The following is a 17,876-nucleotide window of genomic DNA, read 5'->3' as shown; positions in this document are numbered from 1 at the left end:
CCGGCTTCAAACGGGCACCCGTTCCAACCGCAACGGCAGGGTCACACGAAACGCGGCCCCGCGTTGTCCCGGCAAATACCCGATGGTGCCGCCCAAATTCGCCATTACCTCACGGCAAATCGCAAGGCCGAGGCCCGCGCCGCCCGCCCGCGTCTGATCGGTCAACCGCGCGAATTTCTCAAAGATAAGCGCTTGTTTATCTTTGGCGATCCCCGACCCATTGTCGATGAAATCCACCGTCACCCGCCCGCCTTTGCGCCGCACCACAATCCGCAATTCTGGGCTGGCGGCATCGCAATATTTGCGCGCGTTGGAAATCAGATTGATGAAAACTTGGGTCAATCGGTCACCATCCGTGTGCAAAAACACATCTTCATTCGGCAAATCGCGGTGGATAACAAACATCCGTTCTGCTGCCGTATGGCTGGCCGCCACCATGGCCCGATCAATCATCTCGCGCAGGTTTGCAAGGTCAAGGTTCAACTGCACTGTGCCGTTTTCCAACACGCTTAGGTCCAGCAAATCATCCAACAACCGCGTCAACCGCTTGGTTTCCGCATGAATGACGCCGCCATATTGCGTGACCAGTGCGGGGGGCAAATCGCCTTCGGTCAAAATTTCGGAAAACGCGCGGATGGATGTCATGGGCGTGCGCAATTCATGGCTGATCTGGCTTAAAAACGCGTCTTTTTGCACTGATAACGTGGTCAACTTGTCATTGGCATCGCGCAATGCCCGCGCGCTGCGGGTCAACGCCGCCTGCTGTTCCTCCAGCTTCGCGGAATATTCCATGATCTGCGCCGCCTCATTCGCCACGGCCATCAAATCTTCCACCGACACCACCGCACGACCTGCGATTTGCGAAATCATCGCATGCGCCGTGGCCGCCCCCACAGACCCCGCCAGCCGCCGCTCCAACTGGTCCATGAACCCTGCAGTCGGGTCCGGCAGATACCCCGCCCGGCCTTGCGCGCGGGCCTCTGCCTCAAAAAACGCAAGGCCCGCATCCTCGCCCAAAATGCGTTGCGCCATCACCAGCAATTCCTCCGCCCCGGTGCCATCTTGCGCCACCCAAGCCTGCGACAGCCCGCTGTCCGCCTCAAACACATTCACAAAGGCCGCACTTTGCACCCGTTCCACCGGGCCGGGAAACGTCAGCAGTGACACGACACAAAACACCAATGTATTCAGCGCCATAGACCAAAATAGCGCATGAATAAGCGGGTCCATTCCCACCACCCCAAACAGCGCTTGGGGCCGCAACCACGTCAGCCCGAACGGCCCTTGCGCCATCAATTGCGCCGACATCACCGCATCCACGCCAAAGGATGGCAAAAACAGCGTATAGCCCCAAATCACAAACCCAAGGCCAAGCCCCCACCCTGCCCCCACCTTGGTCGCACCACGCCAAAAAATCCCACCCATCATCGCAGGCAAAATCTGCGCCACCCCCACGAATGAAATCAAACCAATTGCCGCCAACGCGCTCGACCCGCCCGACCCGCGGTAATACGCGTATCCCAACCCCAAAATCGCCAAAATCGACAACCGACGCGACAGCAAAACCAACCGCCGCACATCGCCAGATACCGCCTGCGCAGGCCGCAGTGACAACCAAAACGGCATCACAACATGATTCGATACCATCGTCGCCAGCGCAATCGCCGCCACAATCACCATCGACGTGGCGCTGGAAAACCCGCCCAAAAACGCCAGCATCGCAAGGCCGCCTTGACCCTGCGACAGGGGCAGCGTTAGCACAAACAAATCGGGGTTCGCGCCCGCTGGCATCACCTCCAACCCCACCACGGCAATGGGGATCACAAACAGGCTCATCAGCAAAACATACAACGGAAACGCCCAGCTTGCGGTCGCCAGATGCCGCTCATCGCTGTTTTCCACCACCATCACCTGAAACATGCGTGGCAAACACAACACCGCCGCCGCCGACAAAAAGATCAGCCCGGTCCAGCGCGAGGGCTGCATATGCCACTGCGCCATCTGGCTGGCATCAATACGCGCCAAAATATCGCGCGGCCCGTCCGCCACCCCCCACACCACGAAACAGCCCACGGCAATCAGCGCGACCAGCTTCACCACCGCCTCCACCGCGATGGCGGTCACAATGCCTGTGTGCTGCTCATTCGCGTCCAAATTGCGGGTGCCAAACAAAATTGTAAACAGCGCCAACCCCGCCGCCACCCAAACTGATGTCACATCACCGTCTGGTTTGGCCCACCCATCCGCCGTGGCCGATGCGAACACCCCAAACGACAGCGTAACTGATTGTAATTGCAACGCAATATATGGCGTCGCCGCAACCACGCAAATCACCGTGACAATCACACCCAGAAGGTTCGATTTGCCGTACCGGCTGGAAATCAAATCCGCGATCGACGTGACCCGGTGCTGGCGCCCGATCCGCACCAACTTGCGCAGCACCCACCACCAGCCCACAAACACAATCGTCGGGCCCAGATAAATCGTCAAAAACTCCAACCCCGACCGCGCTGCATATCCCACAGCCCCGTAAAACGTCCAGGCCGTGCAGTAAACCGACAGCGATAGCGTATAAATCAACGGCGACCGCAACCACCCCACAGCCCCTTTCGCCGCCCGCCGTTCCACCACAAAGGCCACGAAAAACAGAAAACTGACATAGGCGAGCGAGGCAAGAACCAGCAGGTTGAACGGCATATCAGTCCCTACCCACAGGCGGCACCACAGGCAGCACTGGCAGCAAAACGGGCGGCACATCCGTTGATGACAACCGCCGCCCCAAAACCGCCGCCGCCACAATCAGTACAAACCACACCGCAAACAGATAAATCGCATCCACCCCCGTGTTGCGCAGATCATTGCGCTCCTCGCCCCACAGCATCGGCAACACGAACAAAAACACGGCCAAGATCGGCAGCAACCGCGCCGCATCCCGCAAACGCCGCTGGCGGTAACTTTGCGGTGCCAAAAACAACGGCCGCTTCATGGCGCGGCCTCTCCAGGGGCCAAATCACGCATCGCCGCCAAAATATCCGCATTGGCAAAAGGTTTGGTCATAAACACATCCGCCCCCACGCTTTGCGCCGTGTCGCGCCCTTGGCGGTCAACACCATCACCCGCAGCGCCGCCAATGCAGGGTCCGCACGCAGCGCGCGCAACACCTCCAACCCCAATTGCCCCGGCAACATCACATCCAAAATCACCACATCGGGCCGCAGCCGTTGCACCACCGCCACCGCATCCGCCCCATCCCCATGCGTGCTCACCCGCCAGCCATCGCGCGTCAGGATAAAGCGGATAGCCTCAACAATGTTGGGCTCATCCTCAATCAACAAGACATGCCGCCCCATATCCACGCCCCCCAATCGCTGTAACTATCGCGCCTTCCACGCCCGCTGTCAAAACGCGATTTCAGCCACAATCGACCGTTCACGCCGCGCCGGGCACCCGCCCCTTGGGCAAATCCGGCAAGATGTGCCCACCGCCAGCGCAGGCTCCGCCGCCACCAGCGCTTGCGGCGCAATCAGCATGGCCGCGTCGCGCACCTCCGGCCCGCCAAACCCTGCCGGGTAATCGACCCCACAAAACGCCTGCACATGAAACCGCGCGCGCGAAAACCCCGGCATCTCCACCACCCCGGCCACAGGCTGCATCGGGCGCGACAAGGCCGCATACAGCGGCCACAAAGGGCAGGCCGCGCCATAGCGCGGCAGCGAAAACCCCGCAATCGGCTTGCGCATCAACAAAGTGCCCGCCCCATCGCACAGCACCAGCCCCTCCACCGCTCCCGGCCGAAACGCCACGCGGCGAAACACCTGCAACACATCGCAGCCAAACTTACGCGCCAAAATCCACGGGTCTGCGGCCTCAGCCCGCGCCGCTTCAAACGCGGCCAGCGGCAGGGCGGCCGCATCTGCCGCCGCTTGGCGCACCCAATCGCTTGCCAAATCGCGCGCGGCCTTTGATGCCAGTTGCGCAATCTCGCCCGCCAATGACGCGGCCCCCGCGCCGCCCGCCTCAAGGGCTGCAAAATGCCAGCCATGCGCGGCCAGCCAGCCCTCCAACTCCTCCTGCGGGGCGGCCCCCCCCGTGTCGGCCTCTTGCTCGGACCCGTCCAAATAAGCGACCAACGCTTCGGCCCCCACCGCCAAACGCTCGCTGTCCATGTGCAAATTGCCATGAAACCGCGCACGCCAATCAGGGTCAATATCCTCCGTCTCGGCCAAGATCGCGGCGGTGGACCGCACCGAACTCACCGCCGAAAGAACCTCATGCAGCGCTTGGCTCAAATGCGGGTCATGCCCAATCCGGTCGTTCAGCGCCGCCACCATCCGCTCCAAATCGCCAATCCGGCGGTATTGGCCGGCCAAGACATCGGCCCAGCCCGGAAACCGACCCAAAAACTCGTCAATCCGGTCCACTTCCGGCTTGGCCCCCGCCGCAGCCCCGGTCGCCGCCGCACGCAAATCTTGTACTGCCCCCCCCTCGGCCCCTTCGGCCAACAGCGCAGGTGCCACGCCCAATCCTGCCGCCAATCGGTCCAAAACCGCCCCCCCAATCCGCCGCCGATTGTGTTCAATCAAATTCAGATAGGATGCCGAAATCCCCACCGCCCGCGCCAAATCCGCCTGCGCAATGCCCGCCGCCAACCGCCGCTCGCGGACCCGGCTGCCCGTTAACCCCGTCAATGGCATCGCTCAACCTCCACAATTCACGTCAAATTTACACAAATTCCTATCATTTACAATTTAAGTAAAATTGCGGTTCGGCTTGGCTTAAATACCTCTCCAGCCCCGCCCCACAGCGCCGCCTCCAAATGAAAAAGGGCGCACCTCGCGGCACGCCCCCCTCCTCATCGCTGCGCAAACCTTACTTCAACGCTTTATCCGTGATTGCGGTCGTATACGCCCCCTCGGGCGTTTTCGAAATCACCGGGTCCGACCCACCTGCTAGCAAGGTCGCCACCGTCCGGTCATAGGCCGCAATATCCAGCGCGCCGTTCGATCCAGCCGTCAGTTTCGCCACTTCTGCCATCATCCGCTTTTGGTGGCTTTCGGTCTGCGCGCCGGTCTCGTCGTTGTCCAAAACCATCATCGCCGCGGCGTCCGAATTTTCTTCTGCCCATTTCCAGCCTTTCATCGACGCACGCACAAACCGCACCATCTTATCCTCAAACGCCGGGTCCGCCAGATTGGCCTCCAGCACATAAAGCCCGTCCTCCAGCGTGGCAACGCCTTGATCTTCATACTTAAAGGTCACCAAATCCGCCTCGGCAATCCCCGCATCAATCACTTGCCAATATTCATTATAGGTCATGGTCGAAATGCACGCCGCCTGCTTTTGCAACAACGGGTCCACGTTGAACCCCTGCTTCAACACTTCAACCCCGTCAGCCCCGCCCGTGGTCGGAATGCCCAACGTGCTCATCCAAGACAAAAACGGGTATTCATTGCCGAAAAACCAAACACCCAAGGTTTTGCCCTTAAAATCGGCCGGACTGGTGATCCCGGTTTCTTTCAAACAGGTCAACATCATGCCCGATGATTTGAACGGCTGCGCGATGTTCACCACCGGCGCGCCTTGTTCGCGCGCGGCCAGTGCTGATGGCAACCAATCCACCATCACATCCGCCCCGCCGCCCATCAACACCTGCACCGGGGCCACATCCGGCCCGCCGGGTTTGATAGTGACGTTCAGCCCCTCTTCCTCATAAAACCCATTTTCCAGCGCCGCGTAATAGCCGCCAAACTGCGCCTGCGTGACCCATTTCAACTGCAAGGTCACATCATCCGCCGCATGCGCCGCAGGCGCAAGCAGTGCCGCCACAACCGAAACCGCCAAAATCTTCTTCATTCGCTCTCTCCCATGTTGGACCGATCACCGGCCTCGTTGTGAAGGGTGCCAGAACGTCACCCCTTTTTCTATCATCGCCACGACACCATAAAACGCCGATCCCGCCAATGCCGCCACCGCAATCTGCGCCCAAACCATATCAAGGCCAAGCCGCCCCACCTCCGTGGATATCCGAAATCCCATCCCTTGCGTCGGACTGCCGAAAAATTCAGCAACAATAGCCCCAATCATCGCAAGCGTGGTCGCAATCTTCAGCCCATTGAAAATGAACGGCATCGCCGCAGGCAACCGCAGTTTGACCAAACCTTGCCAATAACTCGCCGAATAGGTCGCCATCAAATCGCGTTGCATCGCATCCGCCGCGCGCAGCCCCTCCACCGTGTTGACCAGCACGGGGAAAAACACCATCACCACAACCACCGCTGCCTTCGATTGCCAATCAAACCCAAACCACATCACCAAAATCGGGGCAATTCCCACCACGGGCAAGGCCGCCAGAAAACTCGCCACCGGCAACAATCCCCGCTGCAAAAACAGCGACCGATCCACCGCAATCGCGGCAAAAATCGCCGCCCCACAGCCGATAAAATACCCCGACAGCGCGCCTTTCACAAAGGTTTGCACAAAATCGCCCCACAACATGTCCAAGCCGCTGGCAAATCGCACAGTAATCGCCACCGGTCCCGGCAAAATCACGCTCGGCACCGCAAACAACGTCACCGCCATCTGCCACAACACCAACAAACACAGCCCAAAAATCACGGGCACCAGCCGCATCGCCCAAACGCCGCCGCCCTGCGACAGCCCATGATTGACCAACCACGCCCCCAACCACACCGCCAGCAACAGCCCCAACCGCCAGTCCAGCACAAACCCCGCTATAACCCCAAGAACCGCCGCCATCCTCATGCCCGCATCCCCATCCGGCCCAGCACGCGGACCTGCACAAACCCAACCGCCCCCACCAGCCCCGCCGCCAATATCGCCGCGACAATCAGCGTGGCCCAAATCTGAATGGTTTGCCCGTAATACGACCCCGCAAGCAACCGCGTCCCCAACCCCGCCCCGCCCAACGGCAGCTCCGCCACAATCGTGCCCACCAAACTGGCCGCAATCCCCACTTTCAAACTGGCAAAGAAATACGGCATCGACGCCGGAAACCGCAGCTTCCATAACCCCTGCCCTGCACTGGCATTATACGTCCGCAGCAAATCCAACTGCATCGCATCAGGGCTGCGCAACCCTTTGACCATCCCCACCACCACCGGAAAAAAGCTTAAATACGCCGCGATAATCGCCTTTGGCAGCAACCCCGCCACGCCAACCGAATTCAAAACCACAATAATCATCGGCGCAATCGCCACAATCGGAATGGTCTGGCTGGCAATCGCCCAAGGCATCACAGATGCATCCATCGCCCGGTTGTAAACAATCCCCACCGCCAGAAAAATCCCAAAGCCCGCGCCCATCGCAAACCCCAGCATGGTCGCCGACACCGTGACCCAAGCATGGATCAACAACCCCCGGTTCGACAGGCTGCCCGAGTTAACCAGCCCCCGCCGCCCCTCCGTTTCCTCCACCCAGGTCAACTGCCACAACTCCGCCACCACTTGGTGCGGCGCAGGCAAAACAGGCCGTTCTTGGCGCATCGTCGCAGGCACAATCTGCGCCCAGCCCACGCTCACACCCGCCCGCCCCGCTTGGTCACGCTCCCACTGCGTGTTCATCACCACTGCCATGACGTACCACAGCGCCAAGATGCACCCAACCACGACCAAAACCGGCGCAACCCGCTTCATCTCGCCCCCAATTTCATCTTGGCCCAAATACCTACCTGTGCTGGCCACACACTAATCGTCATAAGAATGCCCCGCCCGCAGCCCGTCCCGCACCCGGTGCGCCACCGCAATAAACTCCGGACTATCACGAATATCCAAGGGTCGCGTCCGTGGCAGCGGGCTCTCAATCACATCCGCAATCCGCCCCGGCCGCGGGCTCATCACCACAATCTTGGTGCTCAAATACACCGCCTCGGGGATGGAATGGGTAACAAAACAAATCGTCTTTTGCGTGCGCGCCCACAAGGCTAACAACTGCTCATTCAAATGGTCGCGCACAATTTCGTCCAGCGCGCCAAACGGCTCGTCCATCAGCAAAATATCCGCATCAAACGCCAGCGCCCGCGCAATGCTGGCGCGCTGCTGCATCCCGCCCGACAACTGCCACGGATATTTGCGCCCAAACCCTTTCAGGTCCACCAACTCCAAAACCCGCTCCACCCGCTCCGCCTGCTCGGCCTTGGAAAACCCCATAATCTCCAACGGCAACCGAATATTGCCCCCAATGGTCCGCCAAGGATAAAGCCCCGCCGCCTGAAACACATAGCCATAGGCCCGCGCTTGCCTTGCTGCCTCCGCACTCATCCCGTTAACAGTCAAACTTCCCGCCGTTGGCGTCTCCAACGCCGCCAGACAGCGCAAAAACGTGGTCTTGCCACAGCCTGAAGGCCCGATGAAGGACACAAAATCCCCCTTCTCAACCCGCAAATCCACCTCCGTCAACGCCCGTACCGGCCCGTCACTGGTTTGAAACGTCAGCCCAACCCCCTTGGCCTCAATCACAGCGTCCACACTCATCCGGCGACCCCTGCGTATACTCTCGGCGCATCCGGCCAAAGCGTTCTTTCGAAATAAGTGTCAGGCGCGTCGATCGCTGTAATCTGCGAAACACTCACAAATTCCGAAAGCCGCACTCTGTTCCATCGACAGAAAACATCCCCGCCCCAAATCGCCCAAGTGGCGAAATCTGTCGCTGTCTCAACATACACCATATGCATCCCACGTTCCAAAACCATTCGCTCCAAAACAGGCGCAACGTCAAATACCGGCTCTCCGCTGTCTTCGGTGATCGCAGCAATCGCCAATCGTTCCGCCTTTGATCTCACTGGCAGCGCTGCTTTTGCCAACAACGCGTCAATCGCCACAACAATCGGCGCGGCGTCACTTTGATAGTGTAAACTGACCATCGCTTCCTGCCGCACCAAGGCCGCGGTCACGGCACTCGCGTCAGACATCGCAGCAAAGTCCGCCCCACTTGGCAAACCAACCTCACAACCAAAGGCGTGCCAAACAGGGGCATCGTAGGGTACAGGGCACGCCTGCGCCGCACCCGCCCAAAATCCCGCCCCAAGCATGACGCAATGCTTACCCATCAAACCCCACTCGCCGGAATACCCGCCCGCACCACAGGCCGGGGTGCCGTCAATTCCTTGAACGTCGACAGCGCCCGGTTCACCGCCCCATTCGGTTCGCGCGCCACAAATTCTCCATGCCCTTCCTGCGTGCGAACCTCGCCATCAAACACCGCCACCTGCCCCCGCGTCAGCGTGAACCGCGGCAACCCCGTCACGCGCTTGCCCTCAAACACATTGTAATCAATCGCCGATTGCTGCGTGGCCGCCCCAATCACCTTTTCGCGCATAGGGTCCCACACCACCAAATCCGCATCCGACCCCACCGCCACAGCCCCCTTCTTGGGATACATCCCAAAAATCTTGGCCGCATTGGTCGATGTCACCGCCACAAACTCATTCATCGTAATCCGGCCCGTCACCACGCCATACGTCCACAGCATTGGCATCCGGTCCTCCAGCCCCCCCGTACCATTCGGTATCTTGGTGAAATCCCCCACCCCAGAACGCTTTTGTGCTGTGGTAAACGCACAATGATCGGTGGCCACAACCGACAGCGACCCAGACGATAACCCCGCCCACAAACTGTCCTGATGCTGCTTATTGCGAAACGGCGGCGACATCACGCGCCGCGCTGCATGGTCCCAATCGGCGTTAAAATACTCACTCTCATCCAGCGTCAAATGCTGGATCAACGGCTCCCCCCACACCCGCTTGCCCGCCGCCCGCGCGCGCCTAATCGCCTCATGGCTGTCCTCACAACTCGTGTGCACCACATACAAAGGCGCGCCCGCCATATCCGCAATCATAATGGCGCGGTTCGTCGCCTCCCCCTCCACCTGCGGCGGACGGCTATACGCATGCGCCTCCGGCCCCACATTCCCCTCGCGCAGCAGGCGCGCCGAAAGCTCCGCCACCACATCGCCATTCTCAGCATGGACCATCGCAATCGCGCCCAAATCGCGCACCCGCTGAAAGCTGGAGAATAACTCGTCGTCATTCACCATCAACGCGCCTTTATAGGCAAGGAAATGCTTAAAGCTGGTAATCCCCCGGTCCACCACGGCGGCCATATCGTCAAACACCTTCTCGCCCCACCACGTCACCGCCATGTGATAAGAATAGTCGCAATTGGCCCGCCCCGATTTGTTGTGCCACATCTCCAACGCATCGAGCAAACCCTGCCCCGGCGACGGCAGCGCAAAATCCACCACCATCGTGGTCCCCCCCGCCAACGCCGCACGCGTCCCACTCTCAAAATTATCCGCCGAATAGGTGCCCATAAACGGCATTTCCAAATGCGTATGCGGGTCAATCCCGCCCGGCATCACAAAACAGCCCGTCGCATCCAACTCCACATCGCCGCGCAACCCCGGCCCAATCGCCGCAATCCGCCCGCCCTCAATCAACACATCCGCCACATAGGTCAGATCATGGGTCACAATCGTGCCGCCCTTAATCACCGTGCTCATCACTCTCGCTCCCTAAATCCAGATTTCATCTTGGCAAAAATACCTGCGGGGGGTCCGGGGGGCAGCGCAGCCCCCCGGCGGTTCAGCAATCGCCACCCCTCAGCCCACAACCCCCGCCACATCCATCACCGCGTGCAACATCACATCCGTCCCCGCCGCCGCCCATTCGGGGCTAATCTCCTCCGCCTCGTTATGCGACAGCCCCCCCACACACGGACACATAATCATCACCGTCGGCGCCAATCGGTTGATCCAACACGCATCATGCCCAGCACCCGAGATGATATCCATATGGGAATACCCCAACCGCTTCGCAGCACTTCGCACCACATCCACCAACCCCGCATCAAACGTCACCGGGTCAAAATGCCCAACATCCTCAATCTCCACCCCAAGGCCCAGCTCAACGCCAACCGCATGGGCCGCGCGCTCCACCTCCGCCTTCATCGCGTCCAGCTTGGCCAAATCCGGCGTGCGAATATCCACCGTAAACACCACGCGCCCCGGGATCACGTTGCGCGAATTGGGGTACATATCCACATGCCCCACCGCCCCCACGGCCCCCGGTTGGTGGCTCATCGCAATGCGGTGCACCGCTTCGGTAATCCGCGCCATTCCCAACCCCGCATTCACCCGCATCCCCATCGGCGTGCTGCCGGTATGCGCATCCTTGCCCGTCAGCGTGATCTGCAACCACCACAACCCTTGGCCATGCGTCACAACCCCAATTTGCCGCCCTTCGGCTTCCAAAATCGGGCCTTGCTCAATATGCAACTCAATCATCGCATGCATCTTTCGCGCACCAACGGCCTCGGACCCAACCCAGCCAATCCGCGCCAATTCATCGCCAAACCGCTTGCCCGCCGCATCCACGCGGCCATAAGCGTAGTCCTGCGAATGCATCCCCGCAAACACCCCACTGGCCAGCATCGCAGGCGCAAACCGCGTGCCCTCCTCATTGGTCCAATTTGTGACCACAATCGGGTGCCGCGTCTGCACGCCCGCATCGTTCAGGCTCCGCACCACCTCCAACGCGCCCAAAACGCCCAGCACCCCGTCGTATTTTCCGCCCGTGGGCTGCGTGTCCAAATGGCTGCCCATGTACACGGGCAACGCGTCCGCATCCGTCCCCGCCCGCGTGGCAAACATGTTGCCCATGGTATCGACACCCATCACCATGCCAGCGCCCTCACACCAACCTTGGAACAGCGCGCGCCCCGCCGCATCCTCATCCGTCAATGTCTGGCGATTGTTGCCGCCCGCCACGCCGGGGCCAATCTGTGCCATCTCCATCAGGCTGTCCCACAGCCGCGCGCTGTCAATCCGCACATTTGCGCCCGGTTTCACCATCCCACACCCCCAGATTTCGTCAAATATTTCTTGCCGCGAGTCGCAACCCCGCCCTATGATTTAACAGCAGCGCAACACAAGCTGACCAATCGGTCAAGAAAATTCGCCCCTTTATGGCCCCACCCACCGCGCAACCTGAAAAACGCCCACAATCCCGGCAGGCCGCACGGGCCCAAACCGAAAGCGCCATCCTGACCGCCGCGCAAACCGTGTTTGCCGAGGCAGGATTTGGCGGGGCCACCATGCAAATGATCGCCGATCTGGCGGGCCTACCAAAGGCCAACCTGCACTATTATTACGCCACCAAAGAAGACCTTTACCGCCACGTTGTCCAAGACATCTTTGAAATCTGGCTCGATGCCGCTGCCAGCTTTGACCATGCCCCCGACCCCGCGACAGGCATCGGCGGCTATATCGACGCCAAAATGGAAATCTCGCGCCGCCATCCCAACGGCTCCAAGGTTTGGGCGTCCGAGGTGATGCACGGCGCGCCCGTTATCCAAGATTATCTGGAAAGTACGCTGCGCGATTGGACCGATGGGCGGATTGCCGTAATCCAAAAATGGATTGATGCGGGCCAAATGGCCCCGATCAGCCCGCGCCACCTTCTATACATGCTGTGGGCCACCACCCAGCATTACGCCGATTTCGGGCATCAGGTGCAAACCCTGAACGGCGGCAAACCTTTGTCAAAGGCCGAATGGCAAACCGCCAAAGATACCGTGAAACAGATCATCCTGCGCGGCATCCGTGCCGCCTAACCCAACCCAAAAGGCCGCCGAATGGACATCGAAACCCTAAAATCCCAAGAAGAAACGCTGGTCTGGCCACAGTTCACCGCCAGCGACGCGCTCGATCTTGGTCAAACCCTTTTGGTCATGGCACGCAAAGATGCGCTGCCTGTGGTCATCAACATCCGCACCCCCACCCAAACGCTGTTCCATGTGGCCCTGCCGGGTGCCACACCGCTGAACGACCTTTGGGCGCGGCGCAAATCGGCGACCGTCCTCACCTATCACCTGTCATCGCTGCATGTGGGCGAACGGATGCGCGCCAGTGGCCGCACGCTGGCCGATGATGGGCTTGACCCCGCACATCACGCCGATCATGGCGGCAGCTTTCCCATCCGCCTGCAAAACGGGCTTGTTGTCGCCGCCGTGACTGTGTCGGGCCTGCCCCAACGCGACGATCACGCGCTGGTGGTCAAAGCGCTGGCATGGAGGCTGACGGACGCAGCGACCATCTGAAGAAAACACACCCGCCCCGCCTTGTTTGCGCGCCCATCACGCCTAAGTGATAGGTATAGCAATTCGCAAAGGATATCTCATGTTCAAAGGTCTTACCCGCAGCCTCACCATCATCGTCGGCATGATCGTGGCCGTGCCATACCTCATCGCGATGACAGTCAATTAATCATCAAAACCAAACCCTTGGCGCGCGGCAGTCCCAAAAACCCGCGCTAAGGGTTTGACCAAATCCAAAAGACGGGCTAACCATCGGCGTTGCGACCGGGCCGTTCCGGCCCCCACGCAGGACCATGCCATGCGCCGCCCGCAAACCCGCATCCAAGCCAAAAACTCTGAAACCATCCTCGATGCCGCGCTCGACGTGTTCTCCGCCGCAGGCTTTCGTGGTGCTACCTTGGATCAAATCGCCGATGTGGCGGGCCTGTCCAAACCCAACCTCCTTTATTATTTCCCGTCAAAAGAGGCGGTTCACACAGCCCTCCTCAGCCAACTCCTCGACACGTGGCTCGACCCGTTGCGCGCGATGGACCCGAACGGCGACCCACTGACCCAAATCATGGGCTACGTCCGCGCCAAGCTGAACTTCAGCCGCGATTTTCCCCGTCAAAGCCGCCTTTTTGCCAATGAAATCCTGCAAGGCGCGCCCCATATGCGCCCAGCGATCGAAGGGGATCTGAAAACACTGGTGATTGAAAAAACCGCCGTTTTACAAACATGGATGGATCAAGGCAAAATCGCGCGCCTGCCCCCCGTGCATCTCCTTTTCTCCATCTGGTCACTGACCCAGCATTACGCCGATTTCGACTGCCAAATCCGCGCGCTCCTTGGCCCTGACCATGACGCCTTTCCCGTGGCGGGCGATTACCTCGAAACGCTGTTTCGCAAATTGCTGCAGGTCAGCGATACCTAAAATTCGCTGCACTAGGCCCGCGAAATCCACGCCAAAATCGGTTAAGGTAACCTTAGGCGGGGGCCTCATCGCGTCAGGAATCAGGCAATGGACTTTCCAACCACCACACGCCCCGTAACCGCCGCCCTCCCGCAGGCAGAGGTGCAAAAACCGCCCACCTCGCGTGCAGAAACCACCCTCCTCCCCGCCCCCCTCAGCGTGGATGAAGCGCGGGCCGCCGCCGAAACAGCGTTTGAACCCCGCGAAAAAACCGCGATCATTCAGGCACTTCTGGCCCAACCGCCCGCCTCAACCGCCGCCCTCAGCTTGGCCATGCAAATCGCCAAACAGGCCGCCGCTGTCACCTATGGCCACATCGCCCCGCGCGGCCCGCAGCCCTAACCTATTCCGCCGCCACGCTAGGGTTGTTGGGGTGCGTGGTCCAATTGGCAAACCCGTCTACCACCTTGCCCGTGCGCTCGTCCACCGCCCCTTGGGGCAGCACTTCCATCGTGATGCAATCCTCCACCGGGCAGACATTCACGCACAGGTTACAGGCAACACATTCGTCGTCCATCACCTCAAACACGCGGTCCACGCTCATCGAAATCGCTTGGTGGCTGGTATCCTCACACGCGGCATAACAGCGCCCACAGCCAATGCAGGCATCCTGGTCAATCCGCGCTTTAGTCACATAATTCAGGTTCAAATACTGCCAATCCGTCACATTCGGCACCGCACGACCCACCAATTCAGCGGTCGATTGCATCCCTTTTTCGTCTAAATACTGCGACAGGCCGGAAATCATCTCCTCCACAATCTTGAACCCATAGGTCATGACGGCTGTGCAAACTTGCACATTCCCAGCCCCCAGCGCCATAAACTCCGCCGCATCGCGCCAGGTCGTCACCCCACCAATCCCCGAAATCGGCAGGCCCTGCGTCGCCGCCCCCCGCGCAATTTCCGCCACCATATTCAGCGCAATCGGCTTCACCGCTGGCCCGCAATACCCGCCATGCGTACCTTTGCCATCAATCATCGGCTCAGGCGAAAAGCTGTCCAAATTGACCGAGGTGATGGAATTGATTGTGTTGATCAAACTCACCGCATCCGCACCACCGCGTCTTGCCGCCTCCGCAGGCAGGCGAATGTCCGATATATTCGGTGTCAGTTTCACAATACACGGCATTCGGCTGTGCGATTTCACCCAGCGCGTCACCATCTCAATATACTCGGGGACTTGCCCCACGGCGCTGCCCATCCCCCGCTCCGCCATCCCATGCGGACAGCCAAAGTTCAGCTCAACCCCGTCGGCTTCCGTATCCTCGATCCGGTGCAAAATATCCTTCCATGACGCCTCATCACACGGCACCATCAGGGATATAATCATCGCCCGGTCCTTCCAGTCCCGCTTGACCGCCTTGATCTCGCGCAGGTTCACCTCCAGCGGCCGGTCCGTGATCAACTCGATGTTGTTCAACCCCAACAACCGACGGTCCGCCCCCCAAATCGCACCGTACCGCGGCCCGTTCACATTCACCACCGGCGGCCCCTCAGACCCCAGCGTTTTCCACACAACACCGCCCCAACCCGCCTTGAACGCGCGGCGCACGTTGTATTCCTTATCCGTCGGCGGCGCCGATGCCAGCCAGAACGGGTTGGGTGATTTGATGCCAATAAAATCTGTGGTCAGGTCCGCCATGTCATGCCCCCATCTTAAAGCGCGCGCTGAAGAACCCTTCAGAACCCACTGTAATTAAATTGAAATTCCACATTACTGCGCGCCGGGTCAAAACCCCAAAGCGCGCCACAGCCAGCCCAAAATATCGCCACCCACCGCCCCGGATTTCGGGATCAAATAGGCCCAGCTTGCCGCGCCCGCCACGTTGAACGCCATAAACGCCCAAAACCGCATCCGCGACAATCCCGCGAATAAAAACACCACAGGGCGCAGTGGCCCAATGAAATGCCCCGCCACAATCGCCAACCCGCCCCAGCGTGCAAACAGCGCTTTCGTCCGCGCCACGGCATCGACATGGTCGCGCAACGGCCACGCCGCCAGCATCCGCGCCCCGAACGCCCAGCCCAACCAATAGCTGAAACTGGACCCGATCAGCGCCCCAATCGTCGCCCCGACCCAGATCGGCCCCAGCGAAAACGCCCCCGTGCTGGACGCCGCCCCCACCGCCATCAACAGCGCTGTCGACGGCACGAATATCGACAAAAATGCAATCGTCTCCACCGCCGCCAGCGCTGCCGCAATAAACGGCACCGCCGTTTGATGCTCCGTCAAAAACGCGATCAGCCCGGTCGTCTCCATAAATCCCCGCTTGGTTGCGGCTTACATCTAAGCTGCGCACTAAGCCAAGAAAAGGGGCAAACCCGGTCATTTCAACCCCAATGCGGCGTGGATCGCCTCCGCCGCATCGCGCCCCTCGGCCACGGCCGTTACGGTCAAATCGGCACCGCCCACCGCACAATCGCCGCCCGTCCAAACCCCGGCCATAGGCGCCGCATCCAACTTCGCCCCGCGCAACCCTTCGGGCGCAATCAACGCTTGCCCAATCGCTTTGAACACTTGATCGGCCTTCAAAACAAACCGTTCGCCCATCACCAACCCGTCCGGCCCGTCATGGGTATAGGCGAACTCCACCCCCTCCACGGCCGCAGTGCCCAACACCGCCACAGGGGCCGCGTTGCAAATAATCCGCACCCCGGTTTGCGTGGCATGGTCTTGCTCATGCGCGCTCGCACTCATCCGGTCTTGCCCGCGCCGATACACAATCGTGACGTTTTGCGCGCCCAGCAATCGCGACTGCACGGCCGCGTCCACCGCCGTCATGCCGCCGCCAATCACCACCACATCGCGCCCCACAGGCAGCGCGGCCTTATCGGCCACTTGCCGCAACTCTGCAATAAATTCAACAGCATCACGCACGCCCGGCAAATCCTCACCCGCCACGCGCAGCGCGTTCACACCGCCCAGGCCTATGCCCAAAAACACCGCATCATAGTCCGCGCGCAACGCGTCCAACGACACATCGCGCCCCAATTTCACGCCGCACCGCACTTCAATCCCGCCAATTTGCAACAGCCACGCCACCTCGCGCGCCGCAAAATTATCGGGGGTTTTATAGGTCGCAATCCCGTATTCGTTCAGCCCTCCCGCCTTTGGCGCACGGTCCAAAACCACCACATCATGCCCATGCATCGCCAAACGATGCGCACAGGCCAGCCCCGCAGGCCCCGCCCCCACCACGGCCACCCGCTTGCCCGAAAGCGGCGCGCGGCTGTAAGGATGCACGCCCTTATCCATCACCCGGTCGGTCGCAAACCGCTGCAACCGCCCAATTTCCACCGGCTTGCCCTCAGCCGCCTCGCGCACACAAGCCTCCTCACACAGCTGCTCCGTCGGGCAAACCCGCGCGCACATGCCGCCCAAAATGTTCTGGTCCCAAATCGTGCGCGCCGCAGCCTCCGGCGTGCCGGTCGCAATTTGCCGGATGAACAAGGGAATATCAATCGAGGTCGGGCAGGCCGTAATACACGGCGCATCATGGCAAAAATAACAGCGGTCCGCCGCCACATGCGCCTCATGGCGGTCCAAAACCGGCTCCAGATCGCCAAAATTTTGGGCATAAGCTGCGGCAGGCAAGCGCTGCGCCGCGATTCCGGGCGTAAGCGGATTGTTGGACATGGATTTCGGCCCTTTCCCCATCGTTTTGCTGATTTGAAAAGGCTGCCACAGGTCATTTATTTTATCAAATGGTAAATTTTGACTGGCAACAAACGCATCCAACCCGCAACTCGTGCTTTTCACACGCGCGCCGCTGGCGTATAACCCCCCCACATCAATAGGGGCAGGCCGCAAAACG

General features: G+C 60.3%; 17 protein-coding genes and 1 pseudogene. 4 read left to right on the top strand and 14 right to left on the bottom strand.

Annotated elements, in window-relative coordinates:
- Nucleotides 1-6: 6 nt before the first annotated feature.
- The 11 genes and pseudogenes from BMY36_RS04370 to BMY36_RS04320 all read right to left on the bottom strand — a co-directional run bounded on the left by BMY36_RS04370 (nt 7) and on the right by BMY36_RS04320 (nt 11,865).
- Nucleotides 7-2,697: an ATP-binding protein gene (locus BMY36_RS04370; protein ID WP_050518431.1), complete on the bottom strand. Its 2,691-nt coding sequence runs from the start codon at nt 2,695-2,697 to the stop codon at nt 7-9.
- Nucleotide 2,698: 1 nt separating this feature from the next.
- Nucleotides 2,699-2,986, bottom strand: coding sequence for a hypothetical protein (locus BMY36_RS04365; protein WP_074818430.1), 288 nt, complete (start codon nt 2,984-2,986; stop codon nt 2,699-2,701).
- Nucleotides 2,983-3,350: pseudogene (locus BMY36_RS04360) on the bottom strand (response regulator transcription factor). The gene BMY36_RS04365 and the pseudogene BMY36_RS04360 overlap by 4 nt, the downstream one beginning before the upstream one ends.
- Before the next feature lie 48 nt (nt 3,351-3,398).
- Nucleotides 3,399-4,694 carry a short-chain fatty acyl-CoA regulator family protein gene (locus BMY36_RS04355; RefSeq protein ID WP_050518432.1) on the bottom strand — a complete coding sequence of 432 codons (1,296 nt, stop codon included), beginning with the start codon at nt 4,692-4,694 and terminating at the stop codon, nt 3,399-3,401.
- A 175-nt stretch (nt 4,695-4,869) separates the two neighbouring features.
- Nucleotides 4,870-5,853, bottom strand: a complete 984-nt coding sequence (locus tag BMY36_RS04350) for an ABC transporter substrate-binding protein (protein WP_050518433.1) — start codon at nt 5,851-5,853, stop codon at nt 4,870-4,872.
- Between the two features lie 24 nt (nt 5,854-5,877).
- Complete coding sequence (locus BMY36_RS04345; protein WP_197086026.1) at nt 5,878-6,756, bottom strand: ABC transporter permease; 879 nt, start codon at nt 6,754-6,756, stop codon at nt 5,878-5,880.
- A 2-nt stretch (nt 6,757-6,758) separates the two neighbouring features.
- Nucleotides 6,759-7,652 (bottom strand): ABC transporter permease, encoded by an 894-nt coding sequence (locus BMY36_RS04340; RefSeq protein WP_050518492.1) that lies wholly within the window; start codon nt 7,650-7,652, stop codon nt 6,759-6,761.
- A gap of 51 nt (nt 7,653-7,703) precedes the next feature.
- Nucleotides 7,704-8,489 (bottom strand): ABC transporter ATP-binding protein, encoded by a 786-nt coding sequence (locus BMY36_RS04335; protein WP_050518434.1) that lies wholly within the window; start codon nt 8,487-8,489, stop codon nt 7,704-7,706.
- Nucleotides 8,486-8,926 (bottom strand): hypothetical protein, encoded by a 441-nt coding sequence (locus BMY36_RS04330; RefSeq protein WP_139193933.1) that lies wholly within the window; start codon nt 8,924-8,926, stop codon nt 8,486-8,488. Before BMY36_RS04330 ends, BMY36_RS04335 begins: the two co-directional genes overlap by 4 nt.
- A 137-nt stretch (nt 8,927-9,063) precedes the next feature.
- The gene (gene hydA / locus BMY36_RS04325; protein ID WP_050518436.1) at nt 9,064-10,515 is read right to left on the bottom strand and encodes a dihydropyrimidinase; all 1,452 of its coding nucleotides are present in this window, start codon (nt 10,513-10,515) and stop codon (nt 9,064-9,066) included.
- 99 nt (nt 10,516-10,614) lie between these two features.
- Complete coding sequence (locus tag BMY36_RS04320; protein WP_050518437.1) at nt 10,615-11,865, bottom strand: Zn-dependent hydrolase; 1,251 nt, start codon at nt 11,863-11,865, stop codon at nt 10,615-10,617.
- A 113-nt stretch (nt 11,866-11,978) separates the two neighbouring features.
- Here BMY36_RS04320 and BMY36_RS04315 point away from each other — a divergent pair, with 113 nt between their 5' ends.
- The 4 genes from BMY36_RS04315 to BMY36_RS04300 all read left to right on the top strand — a co-directional run bounded on the left by BMY36_RS04315 (nt 11,979) and on the right by BMY36_RS04300 (nt 14,403).
- Nucleotides 11,979-12,626: a TetR/AcrR family transcriptional regulator gene (locus BMY36_RS04315; protein ID WP_050518438.1), complete on the top strand. Its 648-nt coding sequence runs from the start codon at nt 11,979-11,981 to the stop codon at nt 12,624-12,626.
- Nucleotides 12,627-12,647: 21 nt separating this feature from the next.
- On the top strand, nt 12,648-13,112 hold the full coding sequence (locus BMY36_RS04310; RefSeq protein WP_050518439.1) for a heme-degrading domain-containing protein: 465 nt from the start codon (nt 12,648-12,650) through the stop codon (nt 13,110-13,112).
- A 295-nt stretch (nt 13,113-13,407) separates the two neighbouring features.
- Complete coding sequence (locus tag BMY36_RS04305; RefSeq protein WP_050518440.1) at nt 13,408-14,022, top strand: TetR family transcriptional regulator C-terminal domain-containing protein; 615 nt, start codon at nt 13,408-13,410, stop codon at nt 14,020-14,022.
- Between the two features lie 87 nt (nt 14,023-14,109).
- On the top strand, nt 14,110-14,403 hold the full coding sequence (locus BMY36_RS04300; protein ID WP_050518441.1) for a hypothetical protein: 294 nt from the start codon (nt 14,110-14,112) through the stop codon (nt 14,401-14,403).
- 1 nt (nt 14,404) lies between these two features.
- On the opposite strand, the gene preA is transcribed toward BMY36_RS04300, so the two are convergent.
- The 3 genes from preA to BMY36_RS04285 form a co-directional block, all read right to left on the bottom strand.
- Complete coding sequence (gene preA / locus BMY36_RS04295; protein WP_050518442.1) at nt 14,405-15,703, bottom strand: NAD-dependent dihydropyrimidine dehydrogenase subunit PreA; 1,299 nt, start codon at nt 15,701-15,703, stop codon at nt 14,405-14,407.
- Nucleotides 15,704-15,790: 87 nt separating this feature from the next.
- Nucleotides 15,791-16,321, bottom strand: coding sequence for a DedA family protein (locus tag BMY36_RS04290; RefSeq protein WP_050518443.1), 531 nt, complete (start codon nt 16,319-16,321; stop codon nt 15,791-15,793).
- A 66-nt stretch (nt 16,322-16,387) separates the two neighbouring features.
- Nucleotides 16,388-17,698 carry an NAD(P)-dependent oxidoreductase gene (locus tag BMY36_RS04285; protein ID WP_050518493.1) on the bottom strand — a complete coding sequence of 437 codons (1,311 nt, stop codon included), beginning with the start codon at nt 17,696-17,698 and terminating at the stop codon, nt 16,388-16,390.
- Between the last annotated feature and the right edge of the window lie 178 nt (nt 17,699-17,876).

The sequence above is a fragment of the Pseudorhodobacter antarcticus genome, from assembly GCF_900110135.1.
In the GTDB taxonomy this organism is placed as follows: domain Bacteria; phylum Pseudomonadota; class Alphaproteobacteria; order Rhodobacterales; family Rhodobacteraceae; genus Pseudorhodobacter; species Pseudorhodobacter antarcticus.
Note: the sequence above shows the minus strand (reverse complement) of the source record. Positions and strands in the feature narration are given on the sequence as shown.